This is a genomic window from Hungatella sp., from assembly GCF_046966825.1.
Map to the genome: position 1 here is coordinate 1 of NZ_JBKVCZ010000095.1, position 21,014 is coordinate 21,014.

The window sequence follows — 21,014 nt, forward strand, 5'->3', positions numbered from 1 at the left end:
GTCAATAACTGTACTGATGAGCATGGCGGCTGGGCTCTCGGCTGCCGGATCGACGGAGGTCAGTCGGAGTACGTCCGCATTCCATTTGCAGACAACGGCCTCACGCCGATTCCCGATTCTGTGACCGATGAAGCCGCCCTTTTTACGGGGGACATCCTGTCCACCGGCTACTGGGGCGCGGGGCTTGCGGAGATCGGGGAGGGCGGCACGACGGCCGTCATCGGAGCCGGCCCTACCGGCTTATGCACCATGATGTGCGCCCGCCTCTACCATCCGGGTAAGCTGATCGCCATCGATACCTCCCAGGAGCGCCTGGAGCTTGCCAAACGCCGCGGTCTTGCCGATTACACCCTAAACCCGCGCAATGAAAATGTCCTGGAAAGAGTGCTGGAACTCACGTCCGGCCGGGGCGCCGACTCCGTTCTCGAGGTTGCCGGAGGGAAGGACACCTTCCAGATGGCCTGGCAGATCGCCCGTCCCAACGCGGTTGTCTGCGTCGTCGCACTCTATGAGGAACCGCAGGTACTTCCTCTGCCTGCTATGTATGGGAAAAATCTGATTTTCAAGACAGGAGGCGTCGATGCCAATTCCTGCAGTGAAATTCTAAAGCTGATTGAGGAAGGAAAGCTGGATACCGGCTGCCTCATCACGCACCGGACGGATTTAGCCCATATCCTGGAGGCTTACGAGATATTTGAAAAGCAGGCCGATCATGTCATAAAATACGCGATTACCATCTGACCGGACTCACGCGCTGGAGCACCGCCGCTTCAGCGGCCATACTCCTTAGCGCAATGAAGACGGCTGTCCCGCCCGCTCCTTCTTCCGGAGCGGCGGGACAGCCGTCTTCAATGTCTATTCCTTTATTTATTCATATTAAGTGTTTAGTCTTCGTATATAATCTTAGGCGCCTTACGCATCGTAATCTGCCACTTATTCCCTGTTCCAATGTTATAGGCCTTTGCAAAGCTGCCCTGATTGATGGCAACCGCCATGCAGTCCAGACTGTTCACATAGATGAGCGGTTCCCCTACATAAACGTCGGCAAAGCTCTTTGCATAAACCAGAATATTCTTGTACAGGGTTCTCGTCTCATTCTCAATACTGATTTCCACACGCTGTCCGTGTTTTACACCAATCTTTAAAAACAGGTCTCTGGAGATATTGGTCCACAGGCTTCCGAATCTGACGTCGAGCACATCGATGGTACCGCTCACTCTGTCTCCGTTATAAGCCGCTTCCACAACAGGAAGTTCGATGACGCTTTCCGCTTCCACGGAAGGGCCTACTCCCTCGAAGGTGATGACACCGGCAGCCAGCCTCGCTCCGGTATAAGCGTAAATGTCACGGCCATGGAACGTATAACTCTCTCCCGATCCCGGCAGACGGTTCACATTCTCATCGATAATACGTGCTTCCGTGATTCCGCACATCCGCTTCACATGGGTCAGTGTTCCATTGTCAGGTGTCACTATGTACTGTCCCGTGGTGGTCTTCGCCACAATGCTTCGTCTCGTCGATCCCACTCCCGGATCCACAACGCTGACAAATACCGAGCCCTCCGGCCAGTAGTTTACCGTCTGTATCAGCCGGTAGGATGCTTCCCAGATATCATACTGGGGAATATCGTGTGTCAAGTCCGTAATCCGAAGTTCCGGGTCTACCCCATAGGATACTCCATACATCGCGCAGACAGCTCCGTCCGCAGTGCCAAAATCTGTTTGAATAATAAGTGGTTTTCTCATATTCATCTTTCCTTTAGTGCTAAGGGAGTTGTTTAGAAACCCTTGCACATTTAGTATAGATTTCTTTGCTGCGCTTGTCAAGCGTGCTTCTTCAACTGCTTTTTCGCATACTTCTTCACCCGGCACTCACAATGGCCGCATTTCAGGGAAGCTCCCGTCTTCTTTTTCACTTTTTTAAAGGAATCCGCGCCGTCTGCGATCGCCTCCTTGATATCCTTTTTCGTGATCTTCAGGCACGGACATAGATATTCATTCTTTCCCATTACAGCACCAGGGACGGAGCGGTATATACGCGGGCCGCCATCTCAGAATCCAGCATGTATAACCCCTTCGGATCATGGCCAAAGAGCTCGAAACGCTTCACCAGGTTATCTGCATTTTTCTCTTCCTCGCCCTGCTCCTTCACAAACCAGTCGAGAAACTGCATGGTACGGAAATCCTTTACGGAGTATGCCGCATCATAGATCGCATGGATAAGTCCGGTCACATAGACCTCATGCTCCAGCCCTGCCTTCAACGGTCCTACGTAGTCCTCAAACTTTTTATCCGGCTTGTCAATGGCCTCAAGAGTCACTTTGCCGCTGTTATTCTGCAGATACTGGATAAACAGCATGGCATGGTCTCTCTCCTCCTGCGCCTGCACCTGATACCAGTTTGCAAATCCATTCAGCTCCGCCTCGCGATAGTAATTGGCAAAATCGAGATACAGATACGCCGAGTAAAATTCCTTATTCACCTGCACATTAATAAGTTCTGCAACTTTTTGATCTAACATGGTAATTCCCCTTTCTTTTGTTTTCTTCCCATATTATATCATCCGTCGGTCAGACGAACAACCACCATTCGTTCCCGCGGAAGCCGGAAAAAGGCCGTCACTCTGTCCCCTCTTCCCCGCCGGTGATCGCTGCGGTTCCTAAGGTTCAAATATGCGGCCTTTTTTTGACTTTTCATAACTATTTTTTTATGTCTAAGATTATAACATGACTATTCTTTTATATTTTTGTCGTTTTTACAGGATATTTCCCGTATCTTACTTCACTAATAATGACTTTCCAGTCATCTCTTTCGGCTGTTCCATGCCCATTAATTCAATTAATGTCGGAGCGATATCTGCCAGGCAGCCGCCTTCGCGCAGCTTATAGGACGGATCTGCGTTCACGAGAATGAACGGAACCGGATTTGTGGTATGTGCGGTGAACGGTGTTCCTGTCTCGTAATCTACCAGCTGCTCTGCATTTCCGTGGTCAGCGCAGATGAACAGTACGCCGTCCATCTCCTTGACTGCGTCTACAGCTCTTCCCACACAGGCGTCTACGGTCTCGATTGCCTTGATCGCAGCATCCTCAATTCCCGTATGGCCAACCATATCCGGGTTCGCGAAGTTGATGATGACAACGTCGTATTTTCCGGACTTGATCGCTTCCACCAGCTTGTCACAAACAGCCGGGGCGCTCATCTCTGGCTGAAGGTCGTAGGTAGCCACCTTCGGAGATGGAACCAGAATTCTGTCCTCACCCTTATTCGGCTCCTCGACACCGCCGTTAAAGAAGAATGTCACATGTGCGTACTTCTCTGTCTCGGCAATTCTGGCCTGGGTCATGTCGTGGTCTGCAAGGAACTGGCCAAAGGTATTCACAATGGCTTCCTTCTTAAATGCAACCAGCTTATTTGCAATGGTGTCATCATAATCGGTAAAGCATACATACGTTAAGTTCAGGCGTCTGTCTCTGGCAAATCCCTTGAAATCGTCATCACAGAACGCTCTCGTGATCTCTCTTGCACGGTCAGGACGGAAATTGAAGAAAATAACGGAATCGTTATCTTTTACGGTAGCAACCGGTTTTCCATCTTCCACTACAACAAACGGCTCCACGAACTCGTCGTTTACTTCCGCGTCATATGAAGCCTGGATTCCTGCCGCAGCGCTGACAGCAGTACCGCCTTCTCCCCTGGTCAGAGCGTTGTAAGCACGCTCCACACGATCCCAGCGGTTGTCACGGTCCATCGCATAATAACGGCCCATCACAGAAGCCACTTTGCCCACTCCGAGTTCCTTCATCTTCGCTTCCAGCTCCTCCACGTAGCCCTTGCCGGAAGCCGGCGGTGTGTCACGGCCATCTAAGAAGCAGTGTACATAAACCTTGTCGAGGCCATTTCTCCTGGCAAGTTCCAGGAGTCCGTAGATATGGGTATTGTGGCTGTGAACGCCTCCGTCGGAGACAAGTCCCCATAAATGAAGAGCAGAATCATTCTTCCTGCAGTTCTCTACAGCCTGTAAAAACTCAGGAACATCGAAGAAATCTCCGTCCTGAATCGATTTTGTAATTCTCGTCAGTTCCTGATAAACGATACGGCCGGCACCCATGTTTAAGTGGCCAACCTCGGAATTTCCCATCTGGCCATCCGGAAGTCCTACGGCAAGGCCGCTGGCGTTGCCCTTTACAAACGGGCACTGGCTCATCAGCTGGTCCATAACCGGTGTTCTGCCTTCGCAGACTGCGTTATGGTCACAGTTATCATTCAGTCCATATCCATCAAGTATCATAAGTACAACAGGTTTCTTGCTCATAACTTAATCTCCTTATCTTGTTTTTTCTATATAATGGTAATTATCTTCTCACAACTCTATATTCTACATGATTTGCGGATATCTTGCAACTGCTGAATGACAAATTTTTATCATAACCCCTGGTTTAAGGTTGCAGTTCCACGGCTTTCATGGGATAGCAGTGGTGCAGCAGCACCTGGTCCGCTCCCCCGCCCAGTCTCTGATAAAATGCATCTGCAATTCTCTTCGCAACCATATCGGCATCCGCCTCTGATAAGTCTGTCACCATAATGAGAAACTGACAGCTGCTGTATTTCGTATAAACATCCCCACAGCGGATCGAATACTGGATCAGTTCCCTCAAAATCTCCATCTGTCCGTTTCTGCTCTCGAGACAGGGCAGTTCTCCCTTCCGGTCCGTCAGGGTCAGCAGGATGATATAGGCGCTCTCATTCGTGCGCTTCAGCCTCCGCGCCACAAACCGGTATATCACTTTAAATATCTCGTATTCCTGGCAGTATGCTCCCGGAAGCAGCTCCTGTTCACTCAGTTCCTTCCGGATTTGCTCCATGTCGATCTCAATACTCCTCTGCATCAGTCCCGGCTCTTTTGTATCCATAACTCTTCCTCCTTTACCCATTCTGCGCACCCTGACATCGGTATATTCATTACTATTATTTACTTTTTCTCATCACTTGTCAACCGTATGCGCATAACCGGGCTTTTCAGCGGAATAAAAAGTTACTGCACACGCTGCGACCGGCAGTACGCTTCGCGAAATACCGGCTGTATACAGAACAATAAAAAGGCAGAGAAGCCGCGTTTGCGACTGTCCCCACCTTTTTTCATTACAGGACACTTCATAATCCTGTATTATTCATTACTTATTTGTTATAGCAAACGATCTTTCCGAAGTCTGGCTTCAGGGAAGCTCCGCCTACTAAGCCGCCGTCGATGTCCGGCTGTGCGAACAGTTCCGGTGCGCTTCCAGCGGATACAGAACCGCCGTACTGGATACGGATCGCTTCTGCTGTGGCTTCGTCATATATCTCAGCGATGCATGCACGGATCGCTCCGCATACTTCCTGAGCCTGCTCAGTCGTAGCGACCTTGCCGGTACCGATTGCCCAGATCGGCTCATAAGCGATAACAGCTTCTGCAGCCTTGTCTGCCGGTACGTTTAAGAAGGCGATCTTGATCTGCTGACGGATCCAGTCGATGGTGATTCCCTGCTCTCTCTGCGTTAAGGACTCTCCGCAGCATACGATCGGTGTAATGCCGTATTCGAATGCCTTTAAGACCTTTTTATTTACAGTCTCGTCACTCTCAGCGAAGTACTCTCTTCTCTCAGAATGGCCGATTACTACGTATTTAACGCCAGCATCTACTAACATGGCAGGGGAAATCTCGCCGGTGTAGGCGCCCTTGTCCTCATAGTACATATTCTCGGCACCAACGCAGATGTTGGTTCCCTTTGCTGCTTCCATAACCGGAATGATATCAATGGCCGGTACACAGAATACTACATCTACATCCTCATTAACAACCAGCGGCTTTAAGGTATTAACCAGCTCTACAGCCTCTGTTGGTGTCATGTTCATCTTCCAGTTACCAGCAATAATTTTTTTCCTTGCCATTTTATCTTATTCTCCTCTTACTTACTTATTTATTATCTGCAGCAGCTACGCCTGGCAGCTCTTTGCCTTCCAGGAACTCTAAGGATGCACCGCCGCCTGTGGAGATATGAGTCATCTTGTCAGCGAAGCCAAGTCTCTTCACAGCGTTTACGGAATCTCCGCCGCCGATTACGGTTGTTGCGTCCTGTAAATCAGCAACGGCGCGGCATACTTCCAGAGTACCTTCCGCAAAGTTGGAGAATTCGAATACGCCCATCGGTCCGTTCCATACAACAGTCTTAGCACCTTCCAGAGCAGCCTTGTAAAGGGCGATGGTCTTCGGTCCGATATCGAATCCTGACCAGCCGGCATCGATAACATCAACGACCTTGCGTTCTGTATCGTTGGAGAATTCCTTACCTTCTACATGGTCAACCGGAAGTAATAACTTCACGCCTTTTTCTTCGGCCTTCTTGATCATCTCCAGAGCGTAATCCAGTTTGTCTTCCTCACATAAGGAATTGCCGATCTCCTCGCCCTGTGCCTTCTCAAATGTATAAGCCATACCGCCGCCGATGATCAGGGTATCTACCTTGTCAAGCAGGTTGTTGATTACGTTGATCTTATCAGAAACCTTCGCTCCGCCTAAGATGGCAACGAACGGACGAACCGGATTCTCAACGGCCTGTCCTAAGAACTTGATTTCTTTTTCCATTAAGTATCCAACTACATTGGTATTGGTGTATTTTGTAACGCCTACGTTGGAGCAGTGAGCTCTGTGGGCCGTACCGAATGCGTCGTTTACAAAGATGCCGTCGCAGAGATCAGCCAGTTCTTTCGCATAGCTTTCTGCGTTGTCATCTTTTCCGTACTTTGTCTCTTCGATTCTGTAACGGGTATTCTGAAGTAATAAAACTTCGCCATCCTTTAATTCGGCAGCAACCTTCTGTGTCTCCGGTCCTGTTACCTTCGGATCATCCACGAATTTTACTTCTACGCCAAGTCTCTCGCTCAGTGCCGGAGCTACCGGAGCTAAGGACAGCTCTGGAAGCGGCTCTCCCTTCGGCTTTCCTAAATGAGAGCAAAGGATCACTTTTGCACCCTGATCAAGTAATTTCTTAATAGTTGGAATCGCACCGTCGATACGGTTGTAGTTCTGAATCACGCCTTCCTTTAACGGAACGTTGAAGTCACATCTTACGAGCACTTTCTTTCCCTGTAATCCGGTTAAATCATCAACTGTTTTCTTGTTAAGCATAATTTCATGCTCCTTTCCATATTTTCGCTACTTGATGCTGTATTCATAACAAAATGGTTATGGATACAGGATACGAACCTGTTTTAAAGAGAAAGGACACGCCGGAGCGCCCCTCCCTCTGAACGATAAAAGGGTCCGGTCCAAACGACCGGACCCTCCATGGATCTTTAAAAATTAGCCTAATTCAGCGAAGTACTTAATTGTACGAACCATCTGGCTTGTATAGGAGTTCTCGTTGTCATACCAGGAAACAACCTGTACCTGATATAAGTCATCACCAAGGCTGGAAACCATGGTCTGAGTAGCATCGAACAGAGAACCAAATCTCATACCGATAACGTCAGAAGAAACGATCGGATCTTCTTCGTAGCCGAAGGACTCGGAAGCTGCTGCCTTCATAGCTGCGTTGATGCCTTCTTTTGTAACGTCTTTGCCCTTAACTACAGCAACTAAGATTGTTGTGGATCCTGTCGGAACCGGAACACGCTGAGCGGAACCGATTAACTTGCCGTTTAATTCCGGAATAACAAGGCCGATTGCTTTTGCAGCGCCTGTGGAGTTCGGAACGATGTTGGCAGCGCCAGCTCTTGCTCTTCTTAAATCGCCTTTTCTGTGCGGTCCGTCAAGGATCATCTGATCGCCTGTGTAAGCGTGGATTGTGCTCATGATACCGGACTGGATCGGAGCGTAATCGTTCAGAGCCTTAGCCATAGGAGCTAAGCAGTTTGTTGTACAGGAAGCTGCGGAGATGATGGTATCATCTGCAGTTAATGTCTTCTCGTTTACGCTGTAAACGATAGTTGGCAGATCACTGCCTGCTGGTGCGGAGATAACAACCTTCTTAGCGCCTGCATTGATGTGTGCCTGAGATTTATCTTTAGAGCAGTAGAAGCCTGTACACTCTAATACTACATCTACGCCAATTTCTCCCCAAGGAAGATTAGCAGCATCTTTTTCTGCGTAAATCCTGATGGTCTTACCGTCTACAGTAATGGAGTCCTCTCCAGCTTCTACTGTGTGAAGGCCTTCACCGATGCGTCCTGTGTATCCACCCTGAGCGGTGTCATATTTTAATAAATGAGCTAACATCTTCGGATCTGTTAAATCGTTGATAGCTACTACATCATAACCTTCTGCACCAAACATCTGTCTGAATGCAAGACGACCGATACGACCAAAACCGTTAATCGCTACTTTTACTGCCATAATTCAATTCCTCCTAAGAATAAAATTAATTTGATTGTACCTTTTAATTCACATATCCACGATCTGTAATGAAGCGTGGATTTCTTGTGATTTTGTTAAAATAAAATCAACTACCCTTTATTTTACCTAATAATCCATTAAATAGCAAGTCCTTTTTTTCATTTTTTGGTTTTTGTTACTTTTTTAACATTTTCTACATCTCGTCCTTCACGTAACCGGCAATATTGTATGCGTGATCAGAAATACGTTCCAGATTGCTGATAAGATCCAGGAATACCACCCCTGCCGAAGGGTCGCATTTACCGGCAGACAGCCGCTCGATGTGCTTCTCCCTCAGTTCCTCCTCCAGCGTATCCACCTCGTCCTCATACTGGCTTACCTTTCTGACATCGTCCATGTCACCCTTCTGCCGGGCGTTGATGGAGTGCTTGAAAGAGTTAAACGCGGTCTCACAAATAACATGAAGGTCCGACTCTCCTGTTTCAGAAAAACTGATATTATGCTGAACCATGTATTCCGCCTGCTCGGCCAGGTTTTCTGCATGGTCTCCCACACGCTCAATGTCATTGATGCTGTAGAACAAGTCATTCACAACCAGCTTCTGTCTTTCCGTCAGCGACAGGTTGTTGACCTTGACGAGATATTCGGTCAGCATCTTCTCCATATTATTGATGGTCTGCTCCGTTTTATACACGTCTTCGACTTCATTTGCATTCTTAGTCAGAACCGCGTCCATGGCCCGTCTGACATTCTCCATGGTGATTTGTCCCATATGAACCACTTCCATGGCCGCCGTCTCCACGGCAAATGCAGGAGATTCGAAGATTCTCTCATCCAGATGTTTCATCGTCTCGGACTCTTCGTCAGCGACGGCCGGTTCTTTCTTATCCTCAGGAACGAAGACTCCGGAGAGCTTCACCAGCTGATTGGCAAACGGGAACAGAAGCGCCGTGTTCGTCAGGTTAAAGATCGTATGGAAAATCGATATCTGCACAGATGTAATGTTATGGGCAGCAAGCACCGGATGAAGGGAAAACAGGATAAACGAAATCACTCCGAATATCACAGCCCCCATCACATTAAATGTCAGGTGGATGACGGCCGCTCTCTTTGCGGTTCTGGACCCGCCGATACTGGATATCATGGCAGTCACACAGGAACCGATATTCTGTCCCAGCGTGATGAAAATCGCCGCGTTCGTCGTTACCACACCGTTCATCGCCAGAGTCTGTAAGATACCGACTGAGGCGGAGGAGCTCTGAAGAAGAGCCGTAACCAGAGCACCGATGATCATTCCCAGCAATGGATTGCTTCCCAGCAGGCGGAATGCCTCAGAGAAAACAGGCGCGTCGGTGTATGGCGATATGGAACTCGACATAAAATCAAGACCAATGAACAGAAGACCAAGGCCGACCAGAATCTCTCCCGCCGTTTTCATCCTCTGTTTTTTACCAAATAACATGAAAATCGCTCCGATCCCGATCAACAGCGGAGCAAAAAATGCCGGCTGGAATACGGCAAACGCATCTCCCAGCTGGTTCATAGATACAATCCAGGCCGTAATCGTCGTACCGATATTGGCACCCATGATCACGCCTACCGCCTGCGTCAGATTCAGGACCCCGGCACTTACAAAACCGACTACCATAACCGTCGTAGCACCGCTGCTCTGAATAATTGCCGTGATCAGCGCGCCCAAAAGGACCGCCATCAGACGATTGTTCGTTAACATTCCCAAAAACTGGCTCATCTTACTTCCGGCGGTCTTCTGCATACCGTCGGCCATGATGTTCATGCCATACAGGAACATCCCCAGTCCACCGATAAAGCTGAACAGACTTGATATGTCATTGACAGACATAGTTACCTCCTTGTAACCCCTTTTTCAACTGCATTCATTTTCTTTTTTAAGCGCCGGCGTCATACCCGCATGGATTCCCTCCGCCGCGCGCATCTCTAATGATATCATAGACCGGAATGTCTTTTCAACGCTTTTTATGAATTCTGTAAACTTTTGGTAAAAAGTGTGTAAACCTGACGAATCCTGCGTTGCTTTTCCCAACGATATTGATTATAATGGTTTTAGCTTTCATTCAGAGAGAGAGGAGACAGTCATGCTGCCAGATTACCATCTGCACACGGATTTTTCCGGCGACTCCACGACGCCCCCCAGGGCGCAGATCGAGCGTGCCATACAACTGGGAATGGATTCGCTGTGCATCACGGACCACCACGACTATGACGTGGAATCCATCATCGACTTCAACCTGGATTTGGACCCCTACATGAGTTCTCTCACCAGGCTTCAGGAAGAATATAAAGACCGGATTGATGTGAGGATTGGAATTGAACTGGGACTGCAGGTCCATCTAAAGGAGTATTTTAAGGAACTGACCCGCAGATATCCCTTTGATTTCGTCATCGGTTCCACCCATTTCATAGACAGAAAGGATCCCGCCTACCCGGAGTTTTTCGAGGAAAGGGGGGAGGCCAATGCCTACCTCCAGTATTTTGAGACTACGCTGGATAATGTCAGCCATTTAGACGATTACGACGTGGCGGGCCACATCGACTACATCGTCCGTTACGGTCCCAACAAGGCCGCCTTCTACAGCTATGAGGCGTACAGGGACATCCTCGACAGGATTCTCAAGGCTGTCATCGAACACGGCAAGGGGATCGAATGCAACACGGCCGGACTGCGGAAGGGCATCAGCCAGCCCAACCCGGCAGCAGACGTGCTGAAACGCTACCGGGAGTTAGGCGGAGAAATCCTGACGATCGGCTCGGACGCCCATATACCCGAAGATTTAGGGGCCGATTTCGAGCGGACAAGGGAACTGCTGAAGGAATGCGGGTTCTCGTATTATACGGTATTCCGCCAGCGGAAAGCGCAGTTTCTTCCATTGTAGTAGATTCGTACACTGCAGTAAATTCCATACACAGAGGAGTAAAGGGTGCGGAGCACCTTCCTATTACACAAAACAGCCATCGACTGGAAGGGCCAGGCCCGCCTCCAATCGATGGCTGTTCAGCAGTTATACCGTATCCCGCCGTCAGTCTTTGATATACCGGTTGATGGTCGCCTTCTGCTCCTCATTCGCCCGGTAGTAAATCCTTAAATTTCCGACTTCATCCAGTTCAAATCTGGATTCCTCAAGGAGACCGTTGGCCTCATCCGTCATCAGGGTCTCGATCACTGACTTAAGGGTCAATCCCCTGAACTTACCGTAATCTCCCTTTAAGGCGTCGATTACATCTTCCGCACAGGCCTCGGGGACCTTCGTAAAGTGTTTGATAATCGCATAACTCAGTGGTTTCATCTGCCTAGTCCTCCTTTTTCTTAAATAAATCCAGCGGATTCATGGCGATCATCAGGATACCGAATATCATCAGTATCGCTGCCGCCCAGACGATCGGCGGAAGTGACCAGCCGTCGATGCCGCAGATGACGCCGAGGATAATCCAGCAGAAGAACGGTCCCCAGAAGGAAAACGCTCCGTTACACGCCATACCGAGAGCCGCGCCGCACATGCTGTTTCCTTTATACCACAGACTGTATGCAAACAGGGCGAAGAATCCGCTGATCACGAAAAAGATCATGGCCGGACCGCTGGTAAATGCCTGAACCGTTAAATGAGGAGCAATGCCGATATTGCCGGCAATGATACCAAAAATCGGAACCAGAATAAACAGGTTGGAAAGTCCGGAGGTACACTGGCGAATGGTAATGCCGATCTCATAGTCGATCAGGGTCGTACCATATCCGGCTACGCACCCTTCTATTCCCCAGCCCAGAGCCGCGATAAATGCGATACAGATTCCCAGAAGCCGGCCTTCCGGAGCATCGCCGCCCAGGCTGGTGCTTCCGATCATAAAGCTGGAAAGAACGCAGATACCGATACCGGCAACCATACGCTTATTCAGTTCCTGCTTGTAGAGCACTCTTCCTAAGATTGCACCGATTGCAGGGCAGAGAGCCGAAATCGGAATAACGATGGAACCAGCCATCTGAAGTCCAACCACATAGGCCGCACTGGAGATGGGGCCGCCCACCAGAGCGGCAGCGATCATGATCCAGCCTGGTTTCGTCTTTAAACAGCGGAAAAAGTCGCCCAGCTTTCCCTTTGCTCCGGCAATCACCAGAGCCCATACCGCGCTGCACGTATCGTTGATCGCGCTTCCCAGTGAGCCGAGCAGATACGTAATGACAAAAGCAGACAAAGCCGCCGTATTAGGACCATACCAGTCCGCCCAAATCCCCTTCGTCATTCCCAGTGTCATAAACGCGGAATACAGCCCGTAACAGATACCGGACATGATTGCAACAAATACACCCTTCTTAAAAAACTGAGCAGATAATTTTTTCTTCGCAGCAACAGCTGCTGCGCCTGCACCTTCATTCATTCTTGTAAGCCCTCCTTATTGGTTAAGGAGCACCCTCCGAAACGAGAGCACTCCCTGACTGATTACTCTTCTCTTGCAGCTGCCGGAAGAATGGTCTCTACCTCTGCATGAGGACGCGGAATCACATGAACGGATACGAGCTCGCCTACTCTCTGAGCTGCTGCCGCGCCTGCGTCAGTCGCTGCCTTTACTGCACCGACATCGCCTCTTACCATGACAGTAACGAGACCGCCGCCTACGAATTCCTTGCCGATTAATGTAACATTTGCAGCCTTAACCATGGCATCCGCAGCCTCGATGGATCCAACTAAACCTTTTGTCTCAATCATTCCTAATGCATCGTATTTCATTGTGAAATCCTCCTGAATTTTATTTTAATTTTAAATGCTATACTTTTTATAAACAGACGATTTACTTTACCAGAGTGACAGCCGCGGAACAACCGATTCCCATCGCGTTGGCTTCCTCTGTATCCACATGACACTCCAGTGCGGATTCCGGCGTTACACGGATTAGCACATTGCGGTAAACGCCTCCGCGTAATCCATCTGTCTCAATAGAAACAGACTGGCCGTCATGAACGCCAAACCTGGCCGCGTCATCCGGATGCATATGAATATGGCGCTGCGCCACCATCAGACCTTCCTTCGTCTGTACGGATCCCTTCGGTCCCACAAGAGTGATTCCCGGCGTACCGTCCAGATCACCGGACAGCCTCGGTTCCGCCTTGGCGCCCAGTTTAAAGCAGTCGCCTGCGAGAATCTCCACCTGTGTCCGGCTCCTTACAGGTCCCAGAATTCTTACCTTTTCAATGGCACCCTTCGGTCCGCAGACCGTTACGGTCTCTTTGCAGGCAAACTGGCCCGGCTGGGATAAGTCTTTCGTCTTCGTCAATTCGTACCCGCGGCCGAACAGGGTATCTAAATCGGCCTGGGATAAATGTACGTGCCGGTTGGATACGCCGACCGGCACCGCATTTGCCGGGGTGTTCGCGGAAGCGTTACCCGTCGCTGTGCCGTCCTCATTTTTTACCGCTTCCAAAAGAAGCTTGATCATTGCCTCATACTGATCCATGGGTCTCCTCCTTCTGCCGCTTTACTGGTTCTTCATGGCGATAACCAGTTCTCTTACGAGTGCCTCCAGCTTATCGCTGCCGCAGTCTGCGGAAACCGCAGTGTCAGCCTTCGCCGTACCGGAGGCAGAGTGTTTTTCCTCAAAGGAGGCAACGAAATCAGCCGGGCTGGAAGCCGTACCGCAGGTTCCCTGACAGCAGGACTGTGAAGCCAGTTCCGGATGACGGAACGTTTTATCTTCCTGCACCAGTGTAGCACAATTTTTCACACCGAACGCAACTTTTTTAATATTAATTAAATGCTTCGGGCTGACATTTTCAGAAACAGAGCTTCCGCCGCACGTTCCGCAGCCTAATGTAAAGGAGGTTGCCAATCCCGTGCTGATTCCGGTACCTCCCATACTTCCTCCTGTGTTGACCAGAATACGGGAAGCCGGCTTCGCCGCAAATCTTCTCACCATCTCCCTGTCTTCCGTGTGGATGCTCATGGTGTGGCCGATACCATTCTGAAGCAGGCGGATGCTGAGTTCACAGGCTTCCTGCCAGTCTCTTACCGTATAGAAGGCAAGCACGGTTGTCAGTTTTTCATAGGATAATGGGTATCCCTCACCAACGCCGCCCTGCTCTCCGATCAGAACTCTCGTTCCTGCCGGAATGGTTATCTTCGCCGCTTCCGCGATGACCTGCGGGCTTCTTCCCACGAATTTGGCATTCATGTTATGGCTGCCGCTCTTGAAAAGCAGGGCACACACCTTCTCAGTCTCCTCTGGAGTCATAAAATAGGCTCCCTGGCTCTTTAACTCTGCGACAACCGCATCCTTATTGCACTCTTCCACAACGATCGACTGCTCGGAAGCGCAGATCGTTCCGTAGTCGAAGGTCTTGCTGGCCATGATGTTGCTTACGGCCTGTTTGATATCGGCGGTCCGCTCTATGTATGCCGGGGAGTTGCCCGCACCTACGCCCAGAGCCGGTTTTCCGGCGCTGTACGCTGCTTTCACCATGCCGGGGCCTCCGGTGGCGATAATTAAGTTTACCTCTTTGCATTTCATCAGTTCATTGGTGGCTCCCATGGTCGGCATGGTGACACAGCCGATGATGTCCTCCGGCGCTCCCGCCTCCACCGCTGCATCCCGCATCAGTTCTGCTGCTTTCAGTGTACATTTCGCTGCAGACGGATGGGGGGAAAAGACGATGGCATTGCCTGATTTCACTGCAATAATGGATTTAAAGATTGTGGTGGAAGTCGGGTTGGTCGATGGAACGATTCCCATAACCAGGCCGACAGGCGCCGCCACATCCATCGTATGTTTTACCGGGTCCTCGTCGATGATTCCTACGGTCTTCATATCTTTTATCTCTTCATATAACAGAGTGGACGCTGCGTGATTCTTATAGGCTTTATCCTCCGCCTTTCCGAACCCGGTTTCCTCTGCTGCCATTTTACCCAGGCAGACCGCGTGTTCCTCTGCTGCTCTTACCATATTCTGTAATATAACCTCTATCTGCTCCTGGGAGTAGGTAGCCATCTTTTTCGCCGCGATTTCTCCTTTTCTGGCTAAATCTCTGGCTTCCTGGATGGAACGTAAATCAAAATCAAAGTTTTCCATTGTCAGGATCTCCTTTTCTATTATTTTGTTCCCGCGAAGAACCGCGTCAATCATTTCGAGCTTCGTAATAGCTCTTTAATTCCTCCAGCAGCAGTTGTTTATTGGCTTTGGACACTTCCCTGCCGGAAATCTTCAATTCTCCGTATTCGCGGGCCAGTGTCCTTAATGCTGTTACTTTCAGTCCGTCCGCCATCGCCATACCTTCGGCAATGCCGTATTTTTCAATGATGGAATCTAAGGTCTGCCGGTCCAACTTCTCCGGGAGGGCAGGGTGGGGGGATTCTTCTACTTCTTTAACCACTTCTTTAACCACTTCTTCAACCGCATCTCCAACCGCTGCGTCTTCTGCTTCCGGCTCTTCCTCGTCCGTCACACCAGGATCCGTCTTTCCGCCAGGCCCCTTCGGTGTAAACAGGATTTCCAGTTCCTCATGAGGCCGTGGAATGACCAGTTTTGCCGCCAGGCTGGAGGCCGCGATCCGTTCCACTGCTGCCGTACCGGCGTCCACAGCCGCCTGTACCGCGGCCACATCGCCGGTCACCGTAATGGTCACCAGGCCGCCGCCGACTCGTGTTTTCTCAACCAGTGTGACATCCGCGGCTTTTACCATGGCATCTGCAGCTTCCACCGCCGCCAGAGTGCCCTTTGTCTCTATCAGTCCAAGTGCCTTCATGGCTTACCTCCTTACAGCAAATCTGCCCAGTTGGCCGGATAAGTGGCATAGAACACTCTCGCCCTGTCTGGAGATCCCCATACGACTTTGGAATTCGATGGTACGAACAGCACGTCTCCGGCGTGAGCGGTATACGTCTTTCCGTCGATGGTGATCGTCAGTGTGCCTTCGATGACGTAATCGATCTCTTCATACGTCAGTTCCCAGTCAAATTTCGAGTTTTCAATAATCAGGAACCCGGCGCTGATATGGGATTCATCCTTGCTTACCAGCTCCTGGAAATACGCCGTCGCATCCGGGTTTCCGGTGTCAAACACATCCATTTTCACCGTTCTGCCCCGAACTACCTTTAAGCCATTTCCGTGGCGCTCCTCTTCATAAGGCTTAGACGGCGCCTGTAAACCGCCCTGCTCCAGTATGGTCTTTAACAGCTGGCAGAGTCCGGCCGCATCCATCTTATCCATTCCCGCAAACGCATTGGCACACACCGCTTCCGGCTGGCTTATACGATCCGTAAACCGGATCCCGCACGCCTCGGCCGCGTCCTTTGCGGAAGGTGTGATAATCGTATCGCCGTCCACGCAGTACTCGGTCTTTCCCTGTTTGCTGCACTCTTCGATATCCCTGGCGCAAACTAACTTTTTCATGGTACCACATCCCTTCTTCTCTGCGAATCTATCCATTTGGAAACACAAGTGCCGGGCGGCACTGGTGCAGCGCTGCACCGGTTTCTTCTATAATAAATTCACAATCTTCATCAATAATTCCTACTACCACGGCGTCCACCGGAATCCCGTCGTCACCCAGCATGCGGCGCGCGGAAGAACCGGTCGTGACGATCACCCGATCACCGATTCCGGCGCTGATTGTGTCCACCACGATCATTCGTTCTCCCGTCCTCGTCCCGCTAATGATCTCCGCCATCATAAACTTAAATCCGTTTAAGGATTCCGCTTTTCTGGTCGCCCAGACATTGCCGATCAGCTTTGCAGTTACCATTCCGGTGTCCCCTCTTTCTCTTTCCGCTTAATTTCCTCAAGGGCCGCTTCCACGGAGGCGGTATCCCCGAAAATAGCCAGCAGCACCATATTCTGAGGACAATTGCCGCGAATGTCTTCCACGGTAACTCCGACAGCCTTTTCCGCCACATCGGCGGCGCACACCATCTCAATCATCCGGCCCTGAACCAGCCCGACCGCATCCACCGACTCGATGGGTGTCGATGCTCCCGATCCCTTTCTTCTTAACAGGATATCGAGGGTGCCGTGCGCCGGTGATTTTATGATTCTGATTTCCATGTCACATTACCTCGTCTCATTCACAGGCTTCCTGGGTACAGCTTCGTGCAATCCCCAGTGGAGTTACAAACATGGGATTATCCGGTTTATACGTCGGAATTCCCGTCCTCTTTTCGATAATATCCTCAATCCCCGCCAGGCAGCAGGTTCCGCCCACCAGGTAGATGCCTTCCACCTGATGGCCTTCTAAATGGCGGTTGATGATAGAAGATATCTTTTCCACCACCGGCTTTAAGACCGGCAGCAGCTCCTTATGGTGCGAGGGGTCCCGCTTATAGCGTTCCGCCTCCCCGAAGGGAAGCCCATAAGCCCCGGATATAACGAGTGAAAAATGCGTTCCGCCGGTAGCCTCATCCGCCACATAAACCACTTTTCCGTCTTTTAAGATGGAGATTCCAGTGGTTCCGCCTCCGATGTCCACGACCGCGCCGTTCTTAATCTTTAACACGGCGTTGGCTGCGGTTGGCTCATCGAGAAGAGCCGTGATCTCAAAGCCCGCGCCCTGAACCACATTTTTGATGGCTCCCGAATCCAGCTCGTCGGTCCCGGGAGGAATGGCGGCCGCCGCATATAAAAGCTCACAGCCCAGCTTTTCCTCCAGTTCCTCCTTCATCTCCCGGACGATCCGGATGGCACCGATATAATCCACTACCATACCGTCCCGCACCACGTCGGCATACCGGTAGGCGCCGGCAACAGGCTTAAAGTTATCATCCAGAACCGCCACTACGACACAGGCCGTTCCTAAATCCACTCCGGTGTAATAGACGGAAGAACCGTTTGTTACCGGGTTTTTAACGACTCGTTCAAACTCCTTTACCAGGCTGTCGCATTCCTCAAATGTTATTCCTTCTTTTGACATGTATTTCCTCCAAATAACTGGCATATTAACTGGGATAAACCATTAATCACCTGATGAAGCTCCCGTTTTTTGCCGTCTCCCAGCTCCTGCTCCACGAAAGGGCTCAGTTCCCGCAGAAGACAGCGCAGCCGGTGAAGCCGGATTAAGTCCATCCCCCGGTCTGACTGGACGTGGAAGGAGGTAATCTCGAAACAGTCCTCCATATCCTCGGAAAAATTATCCGGGCAGATTCCGGTACACGCCTGGCACGGCAGCAGGCATACTTCCTCCTCTGCGGCCAGCCCCGCAAGGCAGCGCTCCATGACGAAGATTCGCTGGGCCAGAAGCACGTCGTGCTCCTTAAACTGAAGCCCCGTTTCCAAGAACAATGCCTGCGCCGACTTAAGGCGGTTTAAGAGCGCTTTTTTTTCCGGAGTGATATTCAAATCCTCCGGACATCGCGCCTCACCTTCCCGGCTGTCCGTCGCTGCTGCGTTTTCTTCTTCATCTGCACCAATACGGTCCGTATCATGCCCCGCCTTATTTTCCTCCTGTCTCCAGAAGTACAGCGGCTTCTTTCCTCCGGTTCCACTGTCCCCGAACCGCTTTGCGGAAGGTATCTCATCCGGAACCCTGATTCCACGATCCCCCAGGAACTGCCTCGCTCCCGGCGTCAGCCGTGTCCCCGGTTCCGTTTCATACGTTGTAAAGGGGGTGGTGCGGTATAAATTTCTCAAATCCGCTTCGGTTATGTATTTCATCAATATCCCCCTTTGCACAGACACCGGTATAAATTCTCCAGCTCTTCTTTCGACGGCTTTCTGGGATTCGTCACCGTGCAGTTGTCATCCAAAGCAAGCTGTGCCATACCGCCTGCGGCCTCCAGGAATTCCTCCCTGTCCACACCGCATTCCGTTATATACTGGGGAATATGGATCTGATTCATCAGAATCCTGATCTGACGGATCAGTCCGTGTACGGTCGCCTTGTCGGTTCCTGCCGAAATTCCCAGCATATTGGCCACTTCCACGTACCGCTTCAGGGCCGCCGTCTCTCCCGGAGTATCCAGCCCCGCATTGTAAGCGATCACATGGCAGAGCAGCATCGCATTGCTTCTTCCGTGCGGAATATGAAATCTTCCGCCAAGCGCATGAGCCAGGCTGTGACAGATTCCCAGGGATGCCCCGTTAAATGCCACGCCGGCCAGGCACGACGCGTTATGCATCTTCTCCCTGGCTTCCATGCTGCTTCCGTCTTCCACCGCAGTTTTTAAGTAACGCCATACCAGCCGTATCGCTTTCTCCGCACAGGCATCCGTAAAGTCACCGGCGTCTGTGGAAACGTACGCCTCCAGCGCATGTGTCAGCACATCCATGCCGGTATCCGCTGTAATATGGGGTGGTACTGAAACGGTAAAACGCGGGTCCAACAGCGCCGTATCCGGCACCATGGAATCGTCTACCAGGGGATATTTCGCCTGTTTTTCCGGGTCCGAGATCACAGCAAAGGAGGTAACCTCGCTTCCCGTTCCGCTCGTCGTCGGAATCGCGATCAGTTCCGGACGCTCCGACTGGCTCATGCCGGAATAAAGCAGGCCTGCCGCCTTTGCCGTATCGATGGCTGAGCCGCCGCCCAGCGCAATCACGGCGTCCGGCCTGCATACCAGCATCTGCTCGATGGCCTTAGTCACCACCGCAATGGTGGGATCCGGTACAACCTCAGCAAAAACAGAAAATTCCGCTCCCGCTTCCTCCAGCAGATCCGTCACCATATCCACTTTATGAGAACTCTTCATAAACGGATCGCAGATCACGAACGCCTTTTTTATTCCCATATCCCGGAGAGTTTCCAGAGAAGCTTCCCCGAGATACACTTTTGTTTTCATAATAAACTGTTCCATTTTATTTCCGCCTCCTTTCTCCTGAATTTTAGTTACTGCTCAGCCGTTTTTCCAGTTCAGGGAGCCCCTCCCCGGAAGGAAATATCACCCGGTAAAACGGAGGCTGAACCCCGGCCTTTAAAAGCTCCTTTTCACACCGGGCCAGCTGCTCCCGGCTCTTTCCTTCCTTCGTTATGACTCCGATGACCGGAGCACGGAAGGCCAGGGCAAAACCGGGGGAATATACCTCCCTCGTCTTTGTCTGATCCACCAGCATCAGAACATGAGACGCATTCTGGGCCTCCGCGATCAGGTGCTGTACCATCCAGGGAGATTCTAAGTAGGCGGCGGGAGCATCGATCGTCCGTGCTCCGTAGACCAGACAGGGCGTCCGCTTTACCGGAGAGTAATCCCCATTCAGTGCATGGGCCAGAGTCGTTTTCCCGCTCCCGCCAGCCCCCATTACCATAATTCTCTTTGTTCTCATGTTCTCGTCACCGGGGTCACGGCAAAGCCAAGCACGGTCTCCAGCGTCCGGCAGACGGAGGCAAGAGCCGTCTCCACGCTCTGGACATCTCCGGCTATGACCACCGATCCCGTGAAGCGGTCTAAAAATCCGACCTCCACATCGGCCGCCTTAGCCGCGATATCCGCCGCGATGATGGCCGTCTCAAACGGGGAGAGCGTCAGAATACCGATGGCTCCCGCCGCGTCGATTCCAAGGCACTCGTACACCTCCGGCACCGGTGATGCGATCACATGGGCGATCGTGACCTGTTTGCCGGGTACGGATTCCTCAATCACCCGGCTTACACTGGTAAGTTCCTTTCCCGCCATGGCTCTCCTTTCCTGCTGTATACC

The 21,014-nt window shown here is 51.0% G+C and carries 25 protein-coding genes; 2 read left to right on the plus strand and 23 right to left on the minus strand.

Features of this window, described 5'->3' with window-relative positions:
• A partial coding sequence (locus ACLTD4_RS23450; RefSeq protein WP_412331591.1) for a zinc-binding dehydrogenase occupies positions 1-741 on the plus strand: 741 nt, incomplete at its 5' end.
• Between the two features lie 143 nt (positions 742-884).
• Here the strand turns inward: ACLTD4_RS23450 and ACLTD4_RS23455 are convergent.
• The 9 genes from ACLTD4_RS23455 to ACLTD4_RS23495 all read right to left on the minus strand — a co-directional run bounded on the left by ACLTD4_RS23455 (position 885) and on the right by ACLTD4_RS23495 (position 10,234).
• Positions 885-1,745, minus strand: a complete 861-nt coding sequence (locus ACLTD4_RS23455) for an S-adenosyl-l-methionine hydroxide adenosyltransferase family protein (RefSeq protein WP_110324039.1) — start codon at positions 1,743-1,745, stop codon at positions 885-887.
• A gap of 77 nt (positions 1,746-1,822) precedes the next feature.
• The gene (locus tag ACLTD4_RS23460) at positions 1,823-2,008 is read right to left on the minus strand and encodes a bacterioferritin-associated ferredoxin (RefSeq protein WP_002602448.1); all 186 of its coding nucleotides are present in this window, start codon (positions 2,006-2,008) and stop codon (positions 1,823-1,825) included.
• Complete coding sequence (locus ACLTD4_RS23465) at positions 2,008-2,520, minus strand: ferritin (RefSeq protein ID WP_002602447.1); 513 nt, start codon at positions 2,518-2,520, stop codon at positions 2,008-2,010. Before ACLTD4_RS23465 ends, ACLTD4_RS23460 begins: the two co-directional genes overlap by 1 nt.
• Before the next feature lie 255 nt (positions 2,521-2,775).
• On the minus strand, positions 2,776-4,314 hold the full coding sequence (gpmI, locus tag ACLTD4_RS23470) for a 2,3-bisphosphoglycerate-independent phosphoglycerate mutase (RefSeq protein ID WP_055654022.1): 1,539 nt from the start codon (positions 4,312-4,314) through the stop codon (positions 2,776-2,778).
• A gap of 124 nt (positions 4,315-4,438) precedes the next feature.
• The gene (locus ACLTD4_RS23475) at positions 4,439-4,912 is read right to left on the minus strand and encodes a hypothetical protein (RefSeq protein WP_025530552.1); all 474 of its coding nucleotides are present in this window, start codon (positions 4,910-4,912) and stop codon (positions 4,439-4,441) included.
• Between the two features lie 265 nt (positions 4,913-5,177).
• Positions 5,178-5,930, minus strand: a complete 753-nt coding sequence (gene tpiA / locus ACLTD4_RS23480) for a triose-phosphate isomerase (RefSeq protein ID WP_002602444.1) — start codon at positions 5,928-5,930, stop codon at positions 5,178-5,180.
• 25 nt (positions 5,931-5,955) lie between these two features.
• The gene (locus ACLTD4_RS23485; protein ID WP_002602443.1) at positions 5,956-7,167 is read right to left on the minus strand and encodes a phosphoglycerate kinase; all 1,212 of its coding nucleotides are present in this window, start codon (positions 7,165-7,167) and stop codon (positions 5,956-5,958) included.
• 174 nt (positions 7,168-7,341) lie between these two features.
• Entirely contained in the window at positions 7,342-8,373 is a 1,032-nt protein-coding gene (gene gap, locus ACLTD4_RS23490; RefSeq protein WP_055654025.1) for a type I glyceraldehyde-3-phosphate dehydrogenase, read from the minus strand.
• Between the two features lie 193 nt (positions 8,374-8,566).
• A complete protein-coding gene (locus ACLTD4_RS23495; protein ID WP_117621336.1) occupies positions 8,567-10,234 on the minus strand; it encodes a Na/Pi cotransporter family protein in 1,668 nt (555 codons plus the stop codon).
• A gap of 253 nt (positions 10,235-10,487) precedes the next feature.
• On the opposite strand from ACLTD4_RS23495, the gene ACLTD4_RS23500 reads away from it, so the two are divergent.
• The gene (locus ACLTD4_RS23500) at positions 10,488-11,285 is read left to right on the plus strand and encodes a histidinol-phosphatase HisJ family protein (RefSeq protein WP_002602440.1); all 798 of its coding nucleotides are present in this window, start codon (positions 10,488-10,490) and stop codon (positions 11,283-11,285) included.
• 144 nt (positions 11,286-11,429) lie between these two features.
• Here the strand turns inward: ACLTD4_RS23500 and ACLTD4_RS23505 are convergent, their stop codons facing one another.
• From ACLTD4_RS23505 to ACLTD4_RS23570, 14 genes are all read right to left on the minus strand, one after another.
• Positions 11,430-11,696, minus strand: a complete 267-nt coding sequence (locus ACLTD4_RS23505) for a hypothetical protein (RefSeq protein WP_055654029.1) — start codon at positions 11,694-11,696, stop codon at positions 11,430-11,432.
• Positions 11,697-11,700: 4 nt separating this feature from the next.
• Entirely contained in the window at positions 11,701-12,780 is a 1,080-nt protein-coding gene (locus tag ACLTD4_RS23510) for a hypothetical protein (protein ID WP_055654031.1), read from the minus strand.
• 62 nt (positions 12,781-12,842) lie between these two features.
• Entirely contained in the window at positions 12,843-13,130 is a 288-nt protein-coding gene (gene eutM, locus ACLTD4_RS23515; RefSeq protein WP_002602437.1) for an ethanolamine utilization microcompartment protein EutM, read from the minus strand.
• Between the two features lie 61 nt (positions 13,131-13,191).
• The gene (locus ACLTD4_RS23520; protein ID WP_117621337.1) at positions 13,192-13,854 is read right to left on the minus strand and encodes a phosphate propanoyltransferase; all 663 of its coding nucleotides are present in this window, start codon (positions 13,852-13,854) and stop codon (positions 13,192-13,194) included.
• 21 nt (positions 13,855-13,875) lie between these two features.
• A complete protein-coding gene (locus ACLTD4_RS23525) occupies positions 13,876-15,462 on the minus strand; it encodes an acetaldehyde dehydrogenase (acetylating) (RefSeq protein ID WP_117621365.1) in 1,587 nt (528 codons plus the stop codon).
• Between the two features lie 46 nt (positions 15,463-15,508).
• A complete protein-coding gene (locus tag ACLTD4_RS23530) occupies positions 15,509-16,135 on the minus strand; it encodes a BMC domain-containing protein (protein WP_412331592.1) in 627 nt (208 codons plus the stop codon).
• 11 nt (positions 16,136-16,146) lie between these two features.
• Positions 16,147-16,782, minus strand: a complete 636-nt coding sequence (locus ACLTD4_RS23535; RefSeq protein ID WP_110324031.1) for a cupin domain-containing protein — start codon at positions 16,780-16,782, stop codon at positions 16,147-16,149.
• A gap of 28 nt (positions 16,783-16,810) precedes the next feature.
• Positions 16,811-17,134 carry a EutN/CcmL family microcompartment protein gene (locus tag ACLTD4_RS23540; protein ID WP_412331593.1) on the minus strand — a complete coding sequence of 108 codons (324 nt, stop codon included), beginning with the start codon at positions 17,132-17,134 and terminating at the stop codon, positions 16,811-16,813.
• On the minus strand, positions 17,128-17,433 hold the full coding sequence (locus ACLTD4_RS23545) for a BMC domain-containing protein (protein ID WP_002602431.1): 306 nt from the start codon (positions 17,431-17,433) through the stop codon (positions 17,128-17,130). Before ACLTD4_RS23545 ends, ACLTD4_RS23540 begins: the two co-directional genes overlap by 7 nt.
• A 16-nt stretch (positions 17,434-17,449) precedes the next feature.
• Positions 17,450-18,295, minus strand: coding sequence for an ethanolamine utilization protein EutJ (gene eutJ, locus ACLTD4_RS23550; RefSeq protein ID WP_055654039.1), 846 nt, complete (start codon positions 18,293-18,295; stop codon positions 17,450-17,452).
• Positions 18,277-19,035, minus strand: a complete 759-nt coding sequence (locus ACLTD4_RS23555) for a hypothetical protein (protein WP_117621339.1) — start codon at positions 19,033-19,035, stop codon at positions 18,277-18,279. Before ACLTD4_RS23555 ends, eutJ begins: the two co-directional genes overlap by 19 nt.
• A complete protein-coding gene (locus ACLTD4_RS23560; protein WP_117621340.1) occupies positions 19,035-20,174 on the minus strand; it encodes a 1-propanol dehydrogenase PduQ in 1,140 nt (379 codons plus the stop codon). Before ACLTD4_RS23560 ends, ACLTD4_RS23555 begins: the two co-directional genes overlap by 1 nt.
• 28 nt (positions 20,175-20,202) lie before the next feature.
• Positions 20,203-20,640 carry a EutP/PduV family microcompartment system protein gene (locus tag ACLTD4_RS23565; protein WP_117621341.1) on the minus strand — a complete coding sequence of 146 codons (438 nt, stop codon included), beginning with the start codon at positions 20,638-20,640 and terminating at the stop codon, positions 20,203-20,205.
• Complete coding sequence (locus ACLTD4_RS23570; RefSeq protein WP_055654046.1) at positions 20,637-20,990, minus strand: BMC domain-containing protein; 354 nt, start codon at positions 20,988-20,990, stop codon at positions 20,637-20,639. The genes ACLTD4_RS23565 and ACLTD4_RS23570 overlap by 4 nt, the downstream gene beginning before the upstream one ends.
• Positions 20,991-21,014 lie beyond the last annotated feature (24 nt).

Bases quoted from the DNA above. Each gene is read 5' to 3' on its own strand.
- ACLTD4_RS23540 (WP_412331593.1), bottom strand. From the start codon at position 17,134: ATGGTAACTGCAAAGCTGATCGGCAATGTCTGGGCGACCAGAAAAGCG.
- ACLTD4_RS23535 (WP_110324031.1), bottom strand. From the start codon at position 16,782: ATGAAAAAGTTAGTTTGCGCCAGGGATATCGAAGAGTGCAGCAAACAG.
- ACLTD4_RS23510 (WP_055654031.1), bottom strand. From the start codon at position 12,780: ATGAATGAAGGTGCAGGCGCAGCAGCTGTTGCTGCGAAGAAAAAATTA.
- ACLTD4_RS23485 (WP_002602443.1), bottom strand. From the start codon at position 7,167: ATGCTTAACAAGAAAACAGTTGATGATTTAACCGGATTACAGGGAAAG.
- eutJ (WP_055654039.1), bottom strand. From the start codon at position 18,295: ATGTCAAAAGAAGGAATAACATTTGAGGAATGCGACAGCCTGGTAAAG.
- ACLTD4_RS23560 (WP_117621340.1), bottom strand. From the start codon at position 20,174: ATGGAACAGTTTATTATGAAAACAAAAGTGTATCTCGGGGAAGCTTCT.
- ACLTD4_RS23545 (WP_002602431.1), bottom strand. From the start codon at position 17,433: ATGGAAATCAGAATCATAAAATCACCGGCGCACGGCACCCTCGATATC.
- ACLTD4_RS23475 (WP_025530552.1), bottom strand. From the start codon at position 4,912: ATGGATACAAAAGAGCCGGGACTGATGCAGAGGAGTATTGAGATCGAC.
- ACLTD4_RS23565 (WP_117621341.1), bottom strand. From the start codon at position 20,640: ATGAGAACAAAGAGAATTATGGTAATGGGGGCTGGCGGGAGCGGGAAA.
- ACLTD4_RS23455 (WP_110324039.1), bottom strand. From the start codon at position 1,745: ATGAGAAAACCACTTATTATTCAAACAGATTTTGGCACTGCGGACGGA.
- ACLTD4_RS23500 (WP_002602440.1), top strand. From the start codon at position 10,488: ATGCTGCCAGATTACCATCTGCACACGGATTTTTCCGGCGACTCCACG.
- ACLTD4_RS23520 (WP_117621337.1), bottom strand. From the start codon at position 13,854: ATGGATCAGTATGAGGCAATGATCAAGCTTCTTTTGGAAGCGGTAAAA.
- ACLTD4_RS23505 (WP_055654029.1), bottom strand. From the start codon at position 11,696: ATGAAACCACTGAGTTATGCGATTATCAAACACTTTACGAAGGTCCCC.
- ACLTD4_RS23460 (WP_002602448.1), bottom strand. From the start codon at position 2,008: ATGGGAAAGAATGAATATCTATGTCCGTGCCTGAAGATCACGAAAAAG.
- ACLTD4_RS23525 (WP_117621365.1), bottom strand. From the start codon at position 15,462: ATGGAAAACTTTGATTTTGATTTACGTTCCATCCAGGAAGCCAGAGAT.
- ACLTD4_RS23465 (WP_002602447.1), bottom strand. From the start codon at position 2,520: ATGTTAGATCAAAAAGTTGCAGAACTTATTAATGTGCAGGTGAATAAG.
- ACLTD4_RS23555 (WP_117621339.1), bottom strand. From the start codon at position 19,035: ATGAAATACATAACCGAAGCGGATTTGAGAAATTTATACCGCACCACC.
- gpmI (WP_055654022.1), bottom strand. From the start codon at position 4,314: ATGAGCAAGAAACCTGTTGTACTTATGATACTTGATGGATATGGACTG.
- tpiA (WP_002602444.1), bottom strand. From the start codon at position 5,930: ATGGCAAGGAAAAAAATTATTGCTGGTAACTGGAAGATGAACATGACA.
- ACLTD4_RS23570 (WP_055654046.1), bottom strand. From the start codon at position 20,990: ATGGCGGGAAAGGAACTTACCAGTGTAAGCCGGGTGATTGAGGAATCC.
- ACLTD4_RS23495 (WP_117621336.1), bottom strand. From the start codon at position 10,234: ATGTCTGTCAATGACATATCAAGTCTGTTCAGCTTTATCGGTGGACTG.
- eutM (WP_002602437.1), bottom strand. From the start codon at position 13,130: ATGAAATACGATGCATTAGGAATGATTGAGACAAAAGGTTTAGTTGGA.
- ACLTD4_RS23530 (WP_412331592.1), bottom strand. From the start codon at position 16,135: ATGAAGGCACTTGGACTGATAGAGACAAAGGGCACTCTGGCGGCGGTG.
- gap (WP_055654025.1), bottom strand. From the start codon at position 8,373: ATGGCAGTAAAAGTAGCGATTAACGGTTTTGGTCGTATCGGTCGTCTT.